Source organism: Pantoea sp. RIT-PI-b (genome assembly GCF_001187905.1).
Taxonomy (GTDB): Bacteria; Pseudomonadota; Gammaproteobacteria; order Enterobacterales; family Enterobacteriaceae; genus Pantoea; species Pantoea nemavictus.
Map to the genome: position 1 here is coordinate 122,701 of NZ_LGIS01000007.1, position 17,885 is coordinate 140,585.

Annotated in this window: 15 protein-coding genes; 6 read left to right on the forward strand and 9 right to left on the reverse strand. The window is 53.6% G+C overall.

What is annotated here, in order from left to right; genetic code table 11:
• Positions 1-28 precede the first annotated feature (28 nt).
• On the forward strand, positions 29-907 hold the full coding sequence (locus AC790_RS00720; protein ID WP_049850623.1) for an OmpA family protein: 879 nt from the start codon (positions 29-31) through the stop codon (positions 905-907).
• Between the two features lie 210 nt (positions 908-1,117).
• Positions 1,118-4,324, forward strand: a complete 3,207-nt coding sequence (locus AC790_RS00725; RefSeq protein WP_049850624.1) for an Ig-like domain-containing protein — start codon at positions 1,118-1,120, stop codon at positions 4,322-4,324.
• An 86-nt stretch (positions 4,325-4,410) separates the two neighbouring features.
• Here the strand turns inward: AC790_RS00725 and AC790_RS00730 are convergent, their stop codons facing one another.
• Positions 4,411-4,722, reverse strand: a complete 312-nt coding sequence (locus AC790_RS00730; protein WP_049850625.1) for a putative quinol monooxygenase — start codon at positions 4,720-4,722, stop codon at positions 4,411-4,413.
• Positions 4,723-4,753: 31 nt separating this feature from the next.
• A complete protein-coding gene (locus AC790_RS00735; protein ID WP_009127707.1) occupies positions 4,754-5,335 on the reverse strand; it encodes an NAD(P)H-dependent oxidoreductase in 582 nt (193 codons plus the stop codon).
• Positions 5,336-5,494: 159 nt separating this feature from the next.
• Between AC790_RS00735 and AC790_RS00740 the strand changes: the two genes are divergently transcribed.
• A complete protein-coding gene (locus AC790_RS00740) occupies positions 5,495-6,259 on the forward strand; it encodes a transporter substrate-binding domain-containing protein (protein ID WP_049850626.1) in 765 nt (254 codons plus the stop codon).
• Positions 6,260-6,371: 112 nt separating this feature from the next.
• Here the strand turns inward: AC790_RS00740 and AC790_RS00745 are convergent, their stop codons facing one another.
• The 6 genes from AC790_RS00745 to AC790_RS00770 all read right to left on the reverse strand — a co-directional run bounded on the left by AC790_RS00745 (position 6,372) and on the right by AC790_RS00770 (position 11,741).
• Entirely contained in the window at positions 6,372-7,232 is an 861-nt protein-coding gene (locus AC790_RS00745) for a ketose-bisphosphate aldolase (RefSeq protein WP_009127711.1), read from the reverse strand.
• A 155-nt stretch (positions 7,233-7,387) separates the two neighbouring features.
• Complete coding sequence (locus tag AC790_RS00750; protein ID WP_049850627.1) at positions 7,388-8,239, reverse strand: class II fructose-bisphosphate aldolase; 852 nt, start codon at positions 8,237-8,239, stop codon at positions 7,388-7,390.
• A 9-nt stretch (positions 8,240-8,248) separates the two neighbouring features.
• The gene (locus AC790_RS00755; protein ID WP_049850628.1) at positions 8,249-9,340 is read right to left on the reverse strand and encodes a PTS fructose transporter subunit IIC; all 1,092 of its coding nucleotides are present in this window, start codon (positions 9,338-9,340) and stop codon (positions 8,249-8,251) included.
• 11 nt (positions 9,341-9,351) lie between these two features.
• Positions 9,352-9,666 carry a PTS fructose transporter subunit IIB gene (locus AC790_RS00760; protein ID WP_009127717.1) on the reverse strand — a complete coding sequence of 105 codons (315 nt, stop codon included), beginning with the start codon at positions 9,664-9,666 and terminating at the stop codon, positions 9,352-9,354.
• A 24-nt stretch (positions 9,667-9,690) separates the two neighbouring features.
• Positions 9,691-10,161: a PTS sugar transporter subunit IIA gene (locus AC790_RS00765; RefSeq protein WP_009127719.1), complete on the reverse strand. Its 471-nt coding sequence runs from the start codon at positions 10,159-10,161 to the stop codon at positions 9,691-9,693.
• Positions 10,162-10,178: 17 nt separating this feature from the next.
• On the reverse strand, positions 10,179-11,741 hold the full coding sequence (locus AC790_RS00770) for a transcription antiterminator (RefSeq protein WP_049850629.1): 1,563 nt from the start codon (positions 11,739-11,741) through the stop codon (positions 10,179-10,181).
• 407 nt (positions 11,742-12,148) lie between these two features.
• Between AC790_RS00770 and parC the strand changes: the two genes are divergently transcribed.
• The 3 genes from parC (at position 12,149) to ftsP (ending at position 16,744) form a co-directional block, all read left to right on the forward strand.
• Complete coding sequence (gene parC, locus AC790_RS00775) at positions 12,149-14,419, forward strand: DNA topoisomerase IV subunit A (protein ID WP_049850630.1); 2,271 nt, start codon at positions 12,149-12,151, stop codon at positions 14,417-14,419.
• A 41-nt stretch (positions 14,420-14,460) separates the two neighbouring features.
• Positions 14,461-15,198, forward strand: a complete 738-nt coding sequence (locus AC790_RS00780; RefSeq protein ID WP_009127726.1) for a 1-acylglycerol-3-phosphate O-acyltransferase — start codon at positions 14,461-14,463, stop codon at positions 15,196-15,198.
• Between the two features lie 118 nt (positions 15,199-15,316).
• Positions 15,317-16,744: a cell division protein FtsP gene (ftsP, locus tag AC790_RS00785; protein WP_049850631.1), complete on the forward strand. Its 1,428-nt coding sequence runs from the start codon at positions 15,317-15,319 to the stop codon at positions 16,742-16,744.
• A gap of 289 nt (positions 16,745-17,033) precedes the next feature.
• On the opposite strand, the gene dkgA is transcribed toward ftsP, so the two are convergent.
• Positions 17,034-17,861 (reverse strand): 2,5-didehydrogluconate reductase DkgA, encoded by an 828-nt coding sequence (gene dkgA / locus AC790_RS00790; RefSeq protein WP_049850632.1) that lies wholly within the window; start codon positions 17,859-17,861, stop codon positions 17,034-17,036.
• Positions 17,862-17,885: the final 24 nt, after the last annotated feature.

Genomic DNA, 17,885 nt, shown 5'->3' on the forward strand with positions numbered 1-17,885 from the left:
CTTTTGATACCTGTTTTCCGGAGTTATTATGAAAAATAAATCTATGATGATATTGGCTGCATTTGCGTCATTGTCAGTAATGACAGTATGCAATGTGCAAGCACAAAATAATTTTGGTCAGAGCTGGCGTTCAATGCCTGCCGCAGCGGCTGATCAAGTACGGATTGTTTATTATCGTCCAGCAGATGCTGTAAGTAATTCACCGGCAAATATTTATGTGGATGGTGAATTCCAGACTTCATTGCTTGCCGGTGGATACAGTACTTTCTGTTTAAGTCCAGGCGTGCATTCGCTGGGAAGTTTTACCAATGATGCGCCATCGTATCAGGGCAAGCAGCAGCAACCGTGGCGCGATAATCTGGCAGCCGGAAAAACTTACTATATTCGCGCGAGCCTGGATGGATCGGGTCGTCCATTAGTGACCAGTACCACAGACGCGCAGCAGCAATTAGTTGGTACCCGCCAGCAAACGCATTTGTTGTCACGTGCTTCATCGGTTGTTGCTTGTCAGCAAGGCACAACACAGTCTTATGATAACTATACATTTTCATCAGACCTGCTGTTTAAATTTGCTAGCGCGAACAGTGATGATATTTCCGATGAAGGCCGCAGGGCTATTCAACAATTTACTGCCATGCTGAAGCAACAATCCAACATGCAGGCGCATATCGTTGTATCTGGTTTCACCGATCCTATTGGTGATGAAGAGAGCAACATGAAATTGGGCCAGCGTCGTGCTGATGCGATTAAGAAATTACTGGTCAATAATGGCCTGTCCAGTGCCAATATTTCTTCTCAAAGTATGGGAGAAAGCCAGGTATCTAAACAGTGTCAGGGCACACGTAAAGAGCTGGTAGCCTGCTATGCAAGTGAGCGTCGTGTTATTATCAGTGTAGAAAATAAATAACACTCCTGTAATTTTCTTATTATTAACCAAAGGCCTTCCGATATTATTCGGAGGCCATTTATTTTAAATCTAACCTTCTGGTTGTGAAATTATTAGCGTCCGGAATTTGAGACATGTCCTGTGTAACGAATTACGCTAACCAGGAGAAAATTATTTCGTTCCGGAGGGATATCCGGAGTCCGATAATCACACCTTGAAAGGAATATAATCATGGCGAAAAATATTTTTAACGACGTCCCACCGCCGGAATATCCAGCGATTATTATTAATACTAAAAACTCCGCTTACAAATGGGAAAGTCAGGAAACCGGTGAGCCCTATGGCCAGGCTGAAATCGTCATTGATGGTTACTCCAAGACCATTGAGCTGGGTGCCGATGGTAAATGGAGCTATGATCCAACGTCAGTATGGGAAAGTGGTAAATGGGCGGAAGGTGAACACGTTATTCAGGTGCGAACCTTTGATGCCGGCGGTAACGATGGCCCACCTCTGCTGTACATTTTAAACGTTGATAACACCCCACCTGCAGCGCCTGAGATTTGGCGTGTTGTGGACAATACCGGTAGCGACATGGGTAACCTGACGCCGGGCCAAACCAGTGATGAACGTAAACCTGTCATCTCGGGTGTGGCTGAGCCGGAATCAATGGTTTATCTCTATGATAAAGATGGCACCACGCCGATTGGCGAAGCGCGTGCAGACAAGATGGGTGCATGGACCATCACTCCTGAACTGGGCGATGGCGACCATATCCTGACCGTCACTTCGCAGGATGCGGCGACCAATACCAGCGTCAAGTCAACCCCATTCAATATGACGATCAGCGGTGGCGCTGTGGTCTTTGCCGAAAAGGGAGTGGCTGAAGCCTCTGAAGTCGCAAACGAGACTGCTGGAGTGGGCACTTTTGAGGAGAGCGAAGATTCCCTTACCACACCACGCACCTATTTCAGCAGTGGCAAATTGGAACTTGGAGATAACACCGGCGAAGGATTGGTTAAGGTGCAGGTCGCGATTGGTGATTATGCTCACACTTTCTATGCTGACGCCAACGGCGACTGGAGTTTCAACGGATTCCCGGAACTGCCGGATGGCACTTATGTCTATCAGGTGCGCTACTGCGATCTGGGCGATAACTGGGGTGAGCCGCTGCAACAGATCTTTGTGATCGATAGCTCTCTACCGGAAAAACCGCAAATCATGCGTGTTATTGATGATAACGGGGCAACGGATTGGCTGACATCGGGTCAGTACACCAATGACACAACCCCAACCATCAGCGGTGTGGCTGCGCCAGGCTCGACAGTTTATATCTACGATATCAACTCAAATGAGATCGGTTCTATGGCCGTAGGCGCAGATGGCCGCTGGACCTTTACCACCCCAGAGCTGACTGGTGATGACACGCATGCATTTACTGCGGCGTATAAAGATCGTCACCAGCGTATGAGCCCTAAATCCGATAACTTCGTTATCAAGTTAGATACCTCTGTTCCGGTTAATCCGAAAGTAGAAAAGGTTTGGGATGATGAGGGAACCGTGGGGCCAGTGGAATCAGGTAAGGCCACTGATGACAAAACGCCAATTATGTCAGGTTCAGGCACGGCAGGATCCACAGTGCGTATCTGGGAAGGCGATAAAGTCATTGCCAGCACCATCGTTGACCAGCAGGGCAAATGGGAAATCGTCTTGCCAGAACAGGAAGACGGTACCCACAATCTGCGTATTGATGCGGTGTCGAAAGGCGGTACCGAGTCAGCTGGCTCAGATAATTTCCAGCTGGTAGTTGATGCAAAAATGCTGCCACCGACGCAAATTGAGGAAGTGATTGCCAATAACGGTCCAGAGGATGTCGTCATTAAAGACGGTGACGCCACCAGCGATGCAACCCCGGTTCTGCGTGGTAAAGGTAATGATGGTGAAATCGTCATTATCTCTGATAACGGCAAACCTATTGGCTCAACGGTAGTTAAAGACGGCAAGTGGGAGTTTGAAATCCCTGAGGCTGAGAAGTTTGAAGACGGCGACCATCAGTTAGTGGTTCGGGTTGTAGATCCAGTAACGGAAAAGAGCTCCGGCGATTCTGATCCGGTGAACATCGTGGTTGATACCACACCACCAGAGAAGCCTTCTGAACCGACCATCATCGATCACGAAGGTGACAACGCAGGTCAGATTGTTGCGCCGGGTGAACCGATTGACGATAGCCGTCCTGAGTTTGGTGGTAAGGATGCTGACAAAGACGATATCGTAAAAATCATCATTCGCGATGAAGACGGTAATGACACGGTAATTGGTACGGCCATCGTTGGTGAGAGTGGAGAATGGACCATTCGTCCAGAAGAGCCAATCCCTGATGGTGATTATGAAGTTATCGTTGTCATCACCGATCCAGTGGGTAATGAATCTGAGAAATCGGATCCGATTGAGTTGATTATCGATACCAAAGAACCAGGTGCATTAACCGATTTGGTCCTGACCGATGACGTTGGCTTGATTACCGGACCGATTAAAAATGGTAGTGAGACCGACGATGACAAGCCTGTTCTGACGGGTAAAGGTCAGGATGGCACCCAGGTCATCATTTACGATGGTGAAGATGAAATCGGTCGTGCCAACGTTGAAAACGGTCAGTGGTCATTTGAGCTGCCAAAGCTTGCAGAAACTGCTCATAGCATCAAAGTTCAGCCAGTAAGCGGCTCAGGTAAACGTGGCGAAATCGTTGATGTAGCTGATTTTATTGTCGATACCTCAATACCAACCTCAGGTACCTTTGACAGCGTTCATGCTGACAATAAATTAGATCCAGATACTAAGCTGCCTGTAGAAAGGGATGCGACGGCTGGACCTGGTGAAGTCAATGACCAGACCTTGATCATGCGCGGTACCGGTACCGATGGCGACCTGGTAATCGTTTATGGTGATCAGGAACGTACCAACATCATCGGCAGTACCACGGTAGAGAACGGGGTGTGGAGGCTGGATACGGAGGAACTGCCTGAGGCTTGGTACCACTTTACCGCAAGCTTCTTTGATAAAGCGGGTAACGAGTTGGCGATTGACGCAGACTTTAAGGTTAAAGTCGATATCACTCCGCCAAAAAGGCCAAGCCCTGTTCCAGCTAGCATCAATGAACTGGAAGAAGAAGATCTGATGCACATGTCACTGAATGACATTATTGCTAACAGCAATGATTCACTGTTCATCGACAACGGCAAAACGCAGCTGGTGGTATCTGAGAAAGCCGGTAAAGAGCTGACGCTGGAAGACATCCTGCCGAAAGGTGAAGATGTGAATAACTGGAGCCAGGCGAACGGCACCGTAACCGTGGCAGGCGTTGAGTATGACGTTTACCAGAACAACGGTGGTGATGCGGAAGTGCTGGTACAGCACAACCTGAACCAGGAGCAGCAGCACTAATCTCTGATTAGCTGCTAAACAAAAACCCCAATCGAAAGATTGGGGTTTTTTTATGCTTGATGCTGAAACAAAAATGAAGCACTAATTCATTTTTTTGCGTCTTCCAGCACCAGAATTTTCACATCAACCACTTCATCTTTAATGATTTCGCGATGCGCATCCATATGCGGCATTTGTTGATGCTGCTCCAGATGGCGCAGTGATTCCCACAACTCCAGCATAAAAATCGAGTCTGGCGAATTCTGTTTCCACGGCACCTGCGCCTGATGATCCACCAACGCATCGTATTGATGGCAGCCATCCTCTTCCAGCACGGTTGGAATCAGTTTATTAATAGCATCCAGCACCACCTGACGGCGGCCTGGCTTCACACAAATCTCTGCGACGACGGTTAACATAATGCTTCCTCTTTTCCCTGGGTGCTTACAGTTAAGCAAAGATCTGGCTGAGATGAGTCCGATAACGCTCAATATCGCGTGGCACATCCGGCATCTTAATCACATCGTTACAGATAAAGGTCGGCAGAGCTTCCATCCCGAGGAACTGGTTGGCTTTATGGAAGTGCAGATACAAACCATCTACACCGACGCCTTCGAAGAACTGCTCTGGATCGTTAAACGCTTCCAGCGGTGCGTTCCAGGTCAAAGACAACATGTATTTTTTACCCTGAATCAAGCCGCCCGAACCGTACTTTTTACCGGCATCGCTGCGCGTGCGGCCATCGCTGGCATACAGTGAACCGTGACCTTCGGTGAAGACGTCATCGATGTACTTTTTCACCGTCCACGGCTCGCCCATCCACCAGCCTGGCATCTGATAAATCACCACATCGCTGTCGAGATATTTCTGCACTTCTTCAGTCACGTTGTAATCGCTATCGGCAAGGGTGACTTGTACCTGATGTCCCAGGTCGCGCAGCTGGCTGGCCGCCACGTCGGTTAACGTATGATTCAGCTCGCCTTTCGAATGGGCAAAGGTTTTTCCGCCATCGATAATTAAAATATTGCTCATGTTTCGCTCCGTTTCTCGTTGATGGCGCACACTCTACGCGCGTGCGGGAGAGAGAAAAATGCGTGATTGATCACAACACTTTTGCGAATACAGCAATAATGCGCCCGCTTATGAAACAATCTGCGCGCAAACTAACATCAACTCGAAAAAGAAGAAGCCATGAAAACCGCGATACTGAGTGCATTACTTCTGGTGACCGGCGCTGCTCAGGCGCAATCCCACCTTGATGAAATCCGTGCCAGCAAAACCTTAAAAGTCTGTACCACCGGCGATTACAAACCTTACAGCTATCTGCGCAGCGATGGCCAATATGAAGGGTTGGACATCAGCATGGCGCAATCGCTGGCCGCCAGCCTTGGCGCAAAAGTGCAATGGGTGCCGACCACATGGAAAACCCTAAGCGATGATTTTGTGGCGAAGCAGTGTGATATCGCCTTGGGCGGCGTCTCGGTTACGCTGAAGCGTCAGCAGATTGCCTGGTTTGCCCAACCGCTCGGCGTGGATGGTAAAATTCCGCTGGTGCGCTGCGATGACAAAGTGAAATATCAAACGGTTGAACAGATTAACCAACCCAGCGTGCGGGTGATTGAACCGGCCGGCGGTACTAATGAGGCTTTCGTGCACAGCCATCTGCCGCAGGCGACGCTGCAACTGGCCGATAACGTCGGCATTTTTCAGCAGCTGGTGGATAACAAAGCTGATGTGATGATCACCGATGCGTCTGAAGCGCTGTTCCAGCAAAAGCACTATCCAACGCTGTGCGCGATCAATCCGGATAAGCCGATGCAGTACGGTGAGAAGGCGTACATGATCCCGCGCGATGATATGAGCTGGAAGCTGTATGTCGATCAGTGGCTGCATCTCAGCACCGCCACCGGCGAATATGCGCAGATTGCCGGACAGTGGTTAGGGGTGATTAAGTAAAAAAAATGCGCGATAAATCGCGCCGCTACGGTTTTGTGCACTGTTTGGGCACAAGCCTCAATACGTCCACTTACTGTAGCGGCGCAATTTATTGCGCAAGGTAGCATAACGATCAGTACAAACTCGCCTTACCCAATCCACCAAACAGATTCATTTTGTAGCGAATCACCGCTTTCGCGGCAGTAATCGCATCCGGATAAATCACGTTCGGATCCCACCAGGTCTCACGCGCCAGAATTTCACGCAGCTTATCGAAATAGGCAAATTTCATATCGCTGGAAATATTGATTTTACCCACCCCAAGCGTCACCGCTTCAGCGATCTCCGCATCCGGATTGGCTGAACCGCCATGCAGCACCAGCGGAATGGTTACGCGCTGTGAAATGTCTCGCAGAATATGCATCTGCAGCTCCGGCTTCATATTTTTGGGATAGATGCCGTGCGCGGTCCCAATCGCCACCGCCAGCGTATCCACGCCGGTGCGCTGCACAAAATCCTCCGCCTGCGCCGGTTCGGTGTAGATCACTTTACTCACGCCGCCTTCCACAGAAGTACCGGTATCGCCGATGGTGCCGAGTTCACCTTCCACCGACACCCCCACCGCGTGCGCTAGCTTCACCACCTCTTTGGTCAGCGCCACGTTCTCTTCATAGGGCAGCAGCGAACCATCTATCATCACCGAAGTAAAACCGCACTGAATGGCGCGCAACACCTGGGCGATAGACGCGCCATGATCGAGGTGGAGGGTAAACGGCACTTTGCTTTTTAGCGTGCGTTCACGCACATAGCCAAAGAACGCATCGGTGACAAACTCCAGCTCGCTCGGGTGGATGGAAATTATCGCGGGCGTGTTTGTGGCTTCGGCTTCTTCCACTACCGCACGGATAAAGCAGCTGTCCGCCACATTAAAAGCGCCAATCGCATAACGGTGTTCACGAGTCGGTGCCAACATCTCTTTCATTGAAATCAACATGTTAATTTTTCCTCAGCGTGATGTTTACCGGAGCCGACGTGCGCGCCGACCCGATGATGGAGAGTGATAAGGTGATTTTTAAAACCGGGTGCGCCTAAATGCGTACCGTACAATGTTGGGTCGCCATTAATGGCGACCGCCAGCCAGCGCCGTTGCTAAACCTTGCCCGCCGAGCCCGACCAGCTCAGATACTCAACCACCACTTCGCGGCAGGCGGACTCCATCAGCGCAAGGAGATCGGCGAGCTCGGCGTGGGGATGTTGTTTCAGCGCCTGTTCAACCGCCATTTTCCCGGCATCAAACACCGCCGCGCCGACGTTAATCTTGGCGACGCCAAACTCGCTCACGCGGCGAATATCCTCGGCCGGCGTGCCCGAACCGCCATGCAGCGCCAGCGGTCGGGTGGAAACCGCCTGCAGCTCCTGCAAGCGCTGGAAATCAATCTTTGGCTTTACGCCCGCCGGATAAAGCCCGTGCGCCGTGCCGACCGAAATCGCCAGCAGATCGATATCGGTCTGCTCGATAAACGGCAGCACATCCGCCACCTGCGTCATCTTTACCGAAGCATCCGCCAGCGCGTAGGTGGGCGCATCGGCGATATGCCCTAACTCGCCTTCCACGCAAACGCCGGCGGTGTGCGCCATCTTTACCACCGCCGCGGTCTGGCGAATGTTTTCGGCGAGTGGCTCCGATGAGGCATCAATCATCAAGCCGGTAAAACCGGCGCGAAACGCCTGACCAATCAGCGGAAACGCTTTGCCGTGATCGAGTGCCAGCGCCACCGGCACGCGGGCGGTATCGGCCAGCGCTTTGACTAACGGCACTGCGATCGCTGGCGGAAAGTGCGCGCTATGCCCCTGATAAACATTGAGGATCAGCGGGGCGCGCTGCTGTTCGGCGGCCTGAATGGCGGCGCGCGCGGTTTCAAGGTTGAAGCAGTTAATCGCCAGCACCGCGTAGCGCTGTTGGGCAGCGGCCTGAATCAGGTCATTCATCATGGCAAACATGGTGGCTCCTTATTCCAGAGTGAATTTGATCTCTTCATCGCGGACGCCTGGGGCTTCCACGTCATCGAACTCTTCATCTGCCTGGGTGACCGGTTTCTTCAGCACCGCCAGCATCACGCCGCACACCGTGGTACCGATGCCGAGCGCTAAGCAGAACAGCCAGGGTTTAGTGAACAGCGGCACCACAAACATCCCGCCGTGCGGCACCGGTGCGCCCACGCCCCACACCATAATCAGCCCTCCGGCGAGGGCGGAGGCCACCACGCAGCTGCCAACCACGCGGAACAGGTCACGCGCCGCAATCGGAATCACCCCTTCGGTAATCATGCAGATGCCCATCGGGAAGGCAGCTTTCAGCGCCTCTTTTTCCGCTTTGGTGTACTTGTTGCGACTAAGCAGATACGACAGCGTGATGCCGAACGGCGGGATCATCGAGCCGACAAACTTCACCGCTTCCGGCCCGTAAATGCCGTCAACCAGCATGCCGTCGGCGAACAGCGACATGGTCTTATTCACCGGTCCACCGAAGTCGAAGGTGGCCATCGCGCCAAGAATCGCGCCCATCACAAACTTCGAGCCGCCCTGCATCGACTCCAGCAGCGCAATCAGCGCCTTTTGCAGCCAGACAATCGGCTGGCCGATAAAGGTCATCATTAGCAGCCCCGCAATGATGGTGCTGAGCACCGGCAGCACCATAATCGGCATTAAGCCCTGCATTGATTTCGGCAGCCTGATGGTGCGACGCAGCAGCAGCACCGTGTAACCCACGAGGAAGCCACCGAGAATGCCGCCGATAAAACCGGTGCCGATCTGTCCGCAGATAAAGCCGACGATCAGGCCGGGCGCAAAACCGGGACGATCGGCGATCGAGTAGGCGATCGCCGCGCTGATCAGCGGCACGATCAAGCCCATGCCCCAGCCGCCAATCTGATTGAGCATCCAGGCGAGGCTACCGGTCTGTTTGCCGACATCCGGCCCGCCGATCACCTGGCCGAGCGCGATACAGATCCCGGCGGCAACGATCAGCGGGATCATCCAGGAGATGCCGGTGAGCAGATGCCCTTTGATCTCCTGGCCGTACTGGCGTTTGTTATCACTCATGCTGGATCTCCTCAGGCGCGCGCCAGTGAATCCGCCACTTTTTCGAGGAATTTAACCGGTGACTTGATCACCACTTCGGTTTTCACTCGCACAATGGGTTTGCCCTGAAAGCGCTCCTCGCCTTTAATCTTCACGTCGACGGCGAGGATCACCACGTCAGCGGCGGCAATCTCCTCCGCCGTCAGTGGCGTTTCGGTGCCGATGGTGCCCTGCGTTTCCACGTGGATGGTGTGGCCCAACGCGTGGGCCCCCTTAATCAGTTTTTCGCGCGCAATATAGGTATGCGCGATGCCTGCCGTGCAGGCCGCTACACAGACGATATTCATGTGTCACCTCAGAGAGTTAGGCGGTTAACAGAGGTCGGTTTCGGCGTACTGACTAAACAGCCGGATGATATTGCTGGCATCGTTTTCCACCAGCAGTTGGGCTATCACCTCATCATCGGCCAGCGCGCTGGCCACCTGCGACAACAGGCGAATATGGGTAGTGTTCTGATCTTCCAGCCGCACCGCGAACAGGATGATGCAGCGCACCTGGCTGCCATCCAGCGTTTCCCATGGAATGTCATGTTGGGTGCGGCCGATGGCGAGTGTGGTTTGTTTCACCGCCGCAGATTTACCGTGCGGGATGGCAATGTGGTTTTCGAAGCCGGTAGAACCTTCGGCTTCGCGCAGCCAGACGTCCTCAATAAAGGCGGCGCGGTCGCTGATGGCGCCGTCGTGGTAGAGCAAATCGGTCAGCTCAAGAATCGCTTCTTCTTTGCTGGTGGCGGTTAGCGCCAGGTTAACGCGGCGCGGCGTCAGAATGCGGGAAATATCCATGGTGAATCCTCATGCAATTAATGTTCAGCCAAGGCGCAGAAGGCGCCGTCAGGTAGCTGGCTACCAATCATGGCGTCAGTCACCCGCCGGATATCGTCATCGTTAAAGAAGGCGCTGACATACACTGCCGGAACAGCGCCGGCGTGAAGGTGAATGGTGGTAATCACCAAATCCACCGTTTCTCGCTGGCAAAAGTCAGCCTGATTACTGGCCGAGACGACGCCAACAATTTCCCAATCCGGAAAGGCGCGCAGGATGCGGCTCTTAAGCAAATGCGAGGTGCCAACGCCGCTGGAGCACACCACCAGAATGCGTTTGTGAGCGATTTGTCGCTCCAGCGCGGCCTGGAAATGCACGCACAGATAACCTATTTCGTCATCCGCCACCGATGAAAGTCCCTGGCTGCGTGCAGTTAATTGCATTGCCTGTTTAGTCAAAGAAAATATCTCTTTCATCTCCTGCTGAATATCTTCCAGCAGCGGATTGCGAATATGAATATGGTATTTGAGTCGATTTAATAATGGTTTTATATGTACCAGCAATCCTTCAAATAATAATCGGTCCTGCACTAAATCCTGCTGAATAAAGGATGAGAAACGATCAATTAATTCACAGGTTATTTTTACGGATTCAGCAGTGGAAAATTGATTATGCAGCGGTGCATTATCACCGCGCTCTTCCACCACAATGCCGGATGAGACGATATATTGATAAATAAAGCCCACCTCATCGGCCGGCAGCGCGCAGCACATACGCTGCTCAATCTGGGTCACCATCTGCCTGGCGATGGTGAGAATTCGTTGATCGAGATCCTGCGCGCTGGTCATGGTTTCCAGCGCCAGCGCGTTTCCTTGCGCCATGCGATGCATCATGATCAGGATATGGGTGCAGAGATTGAGGTACCACGCATCGCCCAGCGGATAACTCAATTGCTGCTCCATGTGCTGCAGCAGTGCCTGTACAAAAGCCACATCCTCATCGCCAAAATAGTGCACCAGCGCTTGCTGGCTGCCGGGGTCGAGCCGCGGTAGCAGCGGCGTGCCGGCAACGTTTTGCTGCATCACATCGTTAATCAGCGACACCATCGCCTGGCGCAGCGCCTGCTCATTGCCTTCAATGTGCGTGCCGCCGGGGCCGCGCTGCAGCTGCAAACCTAACGGCTGCAACCACTCCTCAATCACCTTCAGATCATTGACGATGGAGGCCTGGCTAATGAAGTAGCGCTCCGAAAGCTTGCTGATCGAGGTGGCGCGCGGTGCGTCGCTCAACAGCTGCGAGGCGATTTTCACCCGGCGGCTATTATGGCCCAGCGCATCCGGGCTGCTTTCATCGCCGTTAAGCTGCTGCTCCAGCAGCAAGCGCTGCTGAATATCATCCACTCGCAAACGTACGCCGCGTCCCGGCGTTTTTTCCAGCTGCAGCGACCAGTTGCTGAGCCAGCTCTCAAGCCACTGCAAATCGCGCTGAATGGTTTTCTCAGACACGCCAAGCTGTGACGCTAACTCTTTACTGGGCTGCGGTGCGGCATGATGCAGCAGCAATTTCACTAATCGGTGTTGTCGCGAAGTCAGTATTTGCATGCGGTCACCCTTATTTCGGCAAAACGTTAATGGCGAATTGATGTTTATATTTATTCCATGCCAGAAATCAGAAGCGCAAAAATGTGGGTCTTGTGGAGTATGAATTTAGGAGAGTCATCAGCAAGCAACAATACTAAATGTTGTCCGCGCGAGCGGACATTATTAATAGGGTATTGTCGGTGTGGCGTTAATTGCGAAGCTGCTCACATATTATTTGGGATATTCAGTGTGATATAGCTCCCATTCCTTTTTAAATTTCCAACCAATATCACGTTATTTAATATGAGACGAATCTGTTCGCTGCACTGGCTTCTTTGTGACTAAACCGCACGAATAAGGTAATATCCTCGCCAAATGAGCGCCGGATGTCCCGCCGTTGCGGGCCACGAAGTGAGGATGCGAGCTTAATGAGCGAATTGACGCAGGATGGTGCAGAGCGTCTTGCCCTGCACAAGTTTACGGAAAACGCGTACCTGAACTACTCCATGTACGTGATCATGGATCGTGCGCTGCCGTATATCGGCGACGGTCTAAAACCAGTGCAGCGCCGCATTGTGTACGCCATGTCGGAATTGGGCCTCAATTCCACTGCCAAATTCAAGAAATCGGCGCGTACCGTGGGTGACGTGCTGGGTAAATACCATCCGCACGGCGACAGCGCCTGTTATGAAGCGATGGTGTTGATGGCGCAGCCGTTCTCCTATCGCTATCCGCTGGTGGATGGCCAGGGAAACTGGGGTGCGCCGGACGATCCGAAATCCTTCGCTGCGATGCGTTATACCGAATCGCGCCTGTCTAAATACGCTGAAATCCTGCTGGGTGAGTTGGGTCAGGGCACGTCCGATTACATCCCGAACTTTGACGGCACCCTGCAGGAGCCGAAAATGTTGCCGGCGCGCCTGCCGAACATTCTGCTGAACGGCACCACCGGCATTGCCGTGGGGATGGCAACCGACATTCCGCCGCACAACCTGCGCGAAGTGGCTGAAGCCGCGGTTAAACTGATCGACAATCCCAAAACCACGCTGAATGAGCTGTTGGATGTTGTGCAGGGGCCGGATTATCCGACCGAAGCCGAAATCATCACGCCACGCAGCGAAATCCGTAAGATCTATCAAAGCGGTCGCGGTTCCATCCGCCAGCGCGCGGTGTGGAAAAAGGAAGATGGCGATGTGGTGATCACCGCGCTGCCGCATCAGGTTTCGGGTGCGCGCGTGCTGGAGCAAATTGCCAACCAGATGCGCAACAAAAAGTTGCCGATGGTGGAAGATCTGCGTGATGAATCTAACCACGAAAACCCGACGCGTCTGGTGATTGTGCCGCGCTCTAATCGCGTGGATGTGGAGCAGGTGATGAACCATCTGTTTGCCACCACCGATCTGGAAAAAAGCTATCGCGTTAACCTGAACATGATCGGTCTGGATAACCGTCCGGCGGTGAAAAACCTGCTGGAAATCCTCACTGAGTGGTTGGTTTATCGTCGCGCAACCGTGACGCGCCGCCTCAACTATCGTTTGGATCGCGTATTGCGTCGCCTGCATATCCTTGAAGGTATGCTGGTAGCGTTCCTCAATATTGATGAAGTCATCCATATTATCCGCAGTGAAGATGAGCCGAAGCCGGTGCTGATGTCGCGCTTTGACATCAGCGACACCCAGGCCGAAGCGATTCTCGAATTGAAACTGCGCCATCTCGCCAAGCTGGAAGAGATGAAGATTCGCGGTGAACAGGCGGAGCTGGAAAAAGAGCGCGACCAGCTGCAGGCGATTCTGGCGTCAGAGCGCAAGATGAGCAACCTGCTGAAGAAAGAGCTGCTGGCTGATAGCCAAACCTACGGCGACGATCGCCGTTCGCCGCTGCGCGAGCGTGAAGAAGCGAAAGCGCTGAGCGAAACCGAGCTGGTCAGCGCCGAGCCGGTCACCATCGTGCTGTCGCAGATGGGCTGGGTGCGTAGCGCCAAAGGTCACGATATCGATCCTGCCGGTTTGAGCTACAAAGCGGGTGACAGCTATCTGGCTGCCGCGCGGGGTAAGAGCAATCAGCCGGTGGCCTTTATTGACTCAACCGGGCGCAGCTACACGCTGGATCCCACTTCGCTGCCGTCAGCGCGCGGGCAGGGCGAACCGCTCACCGGCAAACTAACGCTACCGCCGGGCGCGGTGATGGAGCAGGTGCTGATGGAGCCTGACGATCAGAAACTGCTGATGGCGTCGGATGCCGGTTACGGTTTCATCTGTACCTTTGCCGATCTGGTGTCGCGCAATCGTGCCGGTAAAGCGTTGCTGACGCTGCCGGAAAACGCCAAAGTGATGACGCCAATGGCGGTGCATTCGGGTGATGATATGCTGCTGGCGATCACGCAGGCCGGACGCATGCTGATGTTCCCGGTCGGCGATCTGCCGCAGATGTCGAAAGGCAAGGGCAACAAAATCATCTCAATCCCTTCGGCGGATGCTGCTGCGGGCACCGACAAACTACAATGGTTGCTGATTCTGCCGCCAGGCGCGTCGATCACCGTGTACGTTGGCAAGCGTAAGCTGATTATGCGTGATGAAGATCTGCAGAAAGTCCGCGCCGATCGCGGTCGTCGCGGCAGCGTAGCGCGTGGCCTGCAACGCATTGATAGCGTAGAAGTGAATGCACCAGCGCGTCCAAAAGCTGACGCGAGTGAAGAGTAACGCTGTAATTCAGGCGATGGAATGCCCAATTTGAGGAATCTATGTTACTAATTTTACGAGCAATTATTGTTATTGTTTATTCTATTGTGGTCAGTATTATCGGCATTATCTGGTGTCTTTTTTCACCGCGTAATCCGCGTCACGTGGCGACGTTCGGCCATATGCTGGGTCGGCTGTCGACGGTGTTTGGTCTCAAAGTAGAACTGCGCAAGCCGCCGGAAGCCGCGCATTATGGCAACGCGATCTATATCGCCAACCACCAGAACAACTACGACATGATCACCGCTGCCAAGATTGTGCAGCCCACCACGGTGACCGTCGGTAAGAAAAGCCTGCTGTGGATTCCATTTTTTGGCCAGCTCTATTGGCTGACCGGTAACCTATTGATTGACCGTGATAACCGCTCGAAAGCGCACGGCACCATTGGTGAGCTGGTGGATCAATTCAACAAAAAGCGCATCTCGTTCTGGATGTTCCCGGAAGGGACGCGCAGTCGCGGTCGCGGTCTGCTGCCGTTCAAAACCGGCGCGTTCCATGCGGCGGTGGCGGCCGGTGTCCCGATCATTCCTATCGTGGTGTCCAACACCCACGATAAGATCAAGCTGAACCGCTGGAACAACGGTTTAGTGATTGTCGAGATGTTGCCACCGGTCGATACGTCGCAGTTTGCCACCACGTCGGTACGCAAGCTCGCCACGCACTGCCGTGAATTAATGTCGACTAAACTGGAAGAATTGAACGCCGAAGTCGCCGAGCGTGAAAAAAGCGGTAAACTCTGACCAGCAAAAAGGGGCAGATAATCATCTGCCCCGTTCTCAAGCCACACAGCAACCAATAATCAATTAAAACAACATGGACACGGCGTCTTTACGCCACGCTCAAAAGGTCTGAAGTTTTATGTCTTGCAGCAGACGTCAGTTTATTCAACTTTCTGCCGGTGTCGCGCTGGCTTCCAGTGCCATGCCTTACGCCGCCCGCGCCGCCGCGCCATTGGGCGATACGCCACTTCCTATTCCGCCGCTGATTGAATCACGTCGCGGACAACCGCTATTTTTGACCCTGCAGCGCAGCCATTGGTCGTTCAGCGGCAACAGCAATAAAGTGCCGGTGTGGGGTCTTAACGGTATGTATCTCGGCCCAACGGTGCGCGTTTACAGCGGCGACGATGTGAAGCTGATCTACAGCAACCGCCTTAACGAACCGGTATCAATGACCGTTAGCGGTTTGCAGGTGCCGGGTGCGTTGATGGGCGGTGCGCCGCGCATGATGTCGGCGGGTGCCGATTGGGCACCGGTATTGCCGATTCGCCAGGGCGCGGGCACTTTGTGGTATCACGCCAACACGCCAAACCGCATGGCGCCGCACGTCTATAACGGCCTGGCCGGCATGTGGCTGGTTGAAGATGATGTCAGCAAATCGCTGCCGCTGCCGAAACATTACGGCGTCGATGATTTCCCGTTGATCATTCAGGATAAGCGGCTCGATAACTTCGCCACGCCGGTTTACAACCCACCCTCCAGCGGCGGTTTTGTTGGCGATGTGCTGTTGGTGAACGGCGTGCAAAATCCGTATGTCGAAGTCTCACGCGGCTGGGTCCGTTTGCGTTTACTGAATGCTTCCAACGCGCGCCGCTTCGATCTCAGCTTCTCCGACAATCGTCCCTTCACGGTGATTGCCAGCGATCAGGGTTTCCTGCCTGCGCCAGTTGCGGTACAGCTGCTGACGCTGGCGCCGGGCGAACGTCGTGAAATATTGGTGGATATGTCGCAGGGCGATGAAGTATCGATTACCGCCGGAACGGCGGCGGGCTTGATGGACCGCCTGCGCGGTCTGTTTGAGCCGTCTTCAATTCTGACCAACACGCTGGTGCTAAGCTTGCGCCCAACCGGTTTGTTGCCGCTGGTGACGGATAACCTGCCGATGCGTTTATTGGCGGATCAGATTCTTGATGGCGTAGCGGTGCGCACGCGTGAGTTCCGCATTGGTGACAGCGAGCCGGGCATTAACGGCGTGCTGTGGGACATGAACCGCATTGACACCACCGTGCAACAAGGCACCTTTGAACGCTGGATCATCCACGCCGATCGCCCGCAGTCGCTGCACATTCAGGGCGTGATGTTCCTGATTAAGAACGTGAATGGCGCGCAGCCGATGGGCGAAGATCGCGGCTGGAAAGATACCGTGTGGGTTGATGGTAGCGTAGAGCTGCTGGTGAGTTTCCCGCAGAGTTCGTCAGAGCATTTCCCGTTTGTCTATTACAGCCAAACGTTAGAGATGGCGGATCGCGGTACGGCGGGGCAGTTATTGGTGAATCCAGCGTTGTAATGCCCTCACCCCAGCCCTCTCCCGCAAGCGGGCGAGGGAGCAGATCGAGCAGATTTGGCACCTAACAACTCCCTCTCTCGCAAGCGGGCGAGGGAGTAGATCGAGCAGATTTGGCACCTAACAATTCCCTCTCCCGCAAGCGGGCGAGGGAGTAGATCGAGCAGATTTGGCACCTAACAATTCCCTCTCCCGCAAGCGGGCGAGGGAGCAGATCGAGCAGATTTGGCACCTAACAATTCCCTCTCCCACTTGTGGGAGAGGGTTAGGGTGAGGGGAAGACCGCACCAACCTAGCCGTTAAACGCTTCCGGATCCGGCCCCAGACGATTACCGCTATCCAGCTTACTGATTTCACTCACCTCCGTCTTATCTAACCTGAAATCAAACACCTGGAAATTCTCGCGGATACGCTCCGGCGTAATCGACTTCGGAATCACCACCAAACCGCTATCCAGATGCCAGCGAATAACGATTTGCGCCGGCGTCTTACCGTACTTCTTCGCCAGCTCGCGGATAATCTCCTGATCGAACACGCCTTTACCGCCTTGCGCCAGCGGGCTCCAGGATTCGGTTTGAATCTGGTGCAGCGCATTCCACGCATGCAGCGTGCGCTGCTGCAGCATCGGATGCAGTTCAATCTGGTTCACCACCGGCGACACTCCAGTTTCATCGATTAAACGTTTGAGATACGCCTCGTGGAAATTACATACGCCGATACTTTTGGTTAAGCCTTGCTGCTGCAGCTCAATCATCCCTTTCCAGGCGTCGACATAGGTATCTTTCTCCGGGCACGGCCAATGCATCAGATACAAATCGACCTGCTCCAGCTGCAGCTTCTTCAGACTGGTTTCCATCGCCTGCTGCCAGTTGGTCTGATCGTCGTTCCACAGCTTGGTGGTGATAAAAATGTCTTCGCGCGCGACATCAGTCTCTTGCAGCGCCTGTCCAACCGCCTCCTCATTTTTATAGATGGCGGCGGTATCAATGGAGCGATAGCCCACTTTTAAGGCTTCCAGAATAGCGTTACGAGCATCGTCAATGCTCGCCTGCCAGACACCAAGTCCAAGCTGCGGCATCATGTTGCCGTCGCGTAATTTAATAATGGGTTGCTCTGCCATAATTGCTCCTTATCCGTTGCAGTG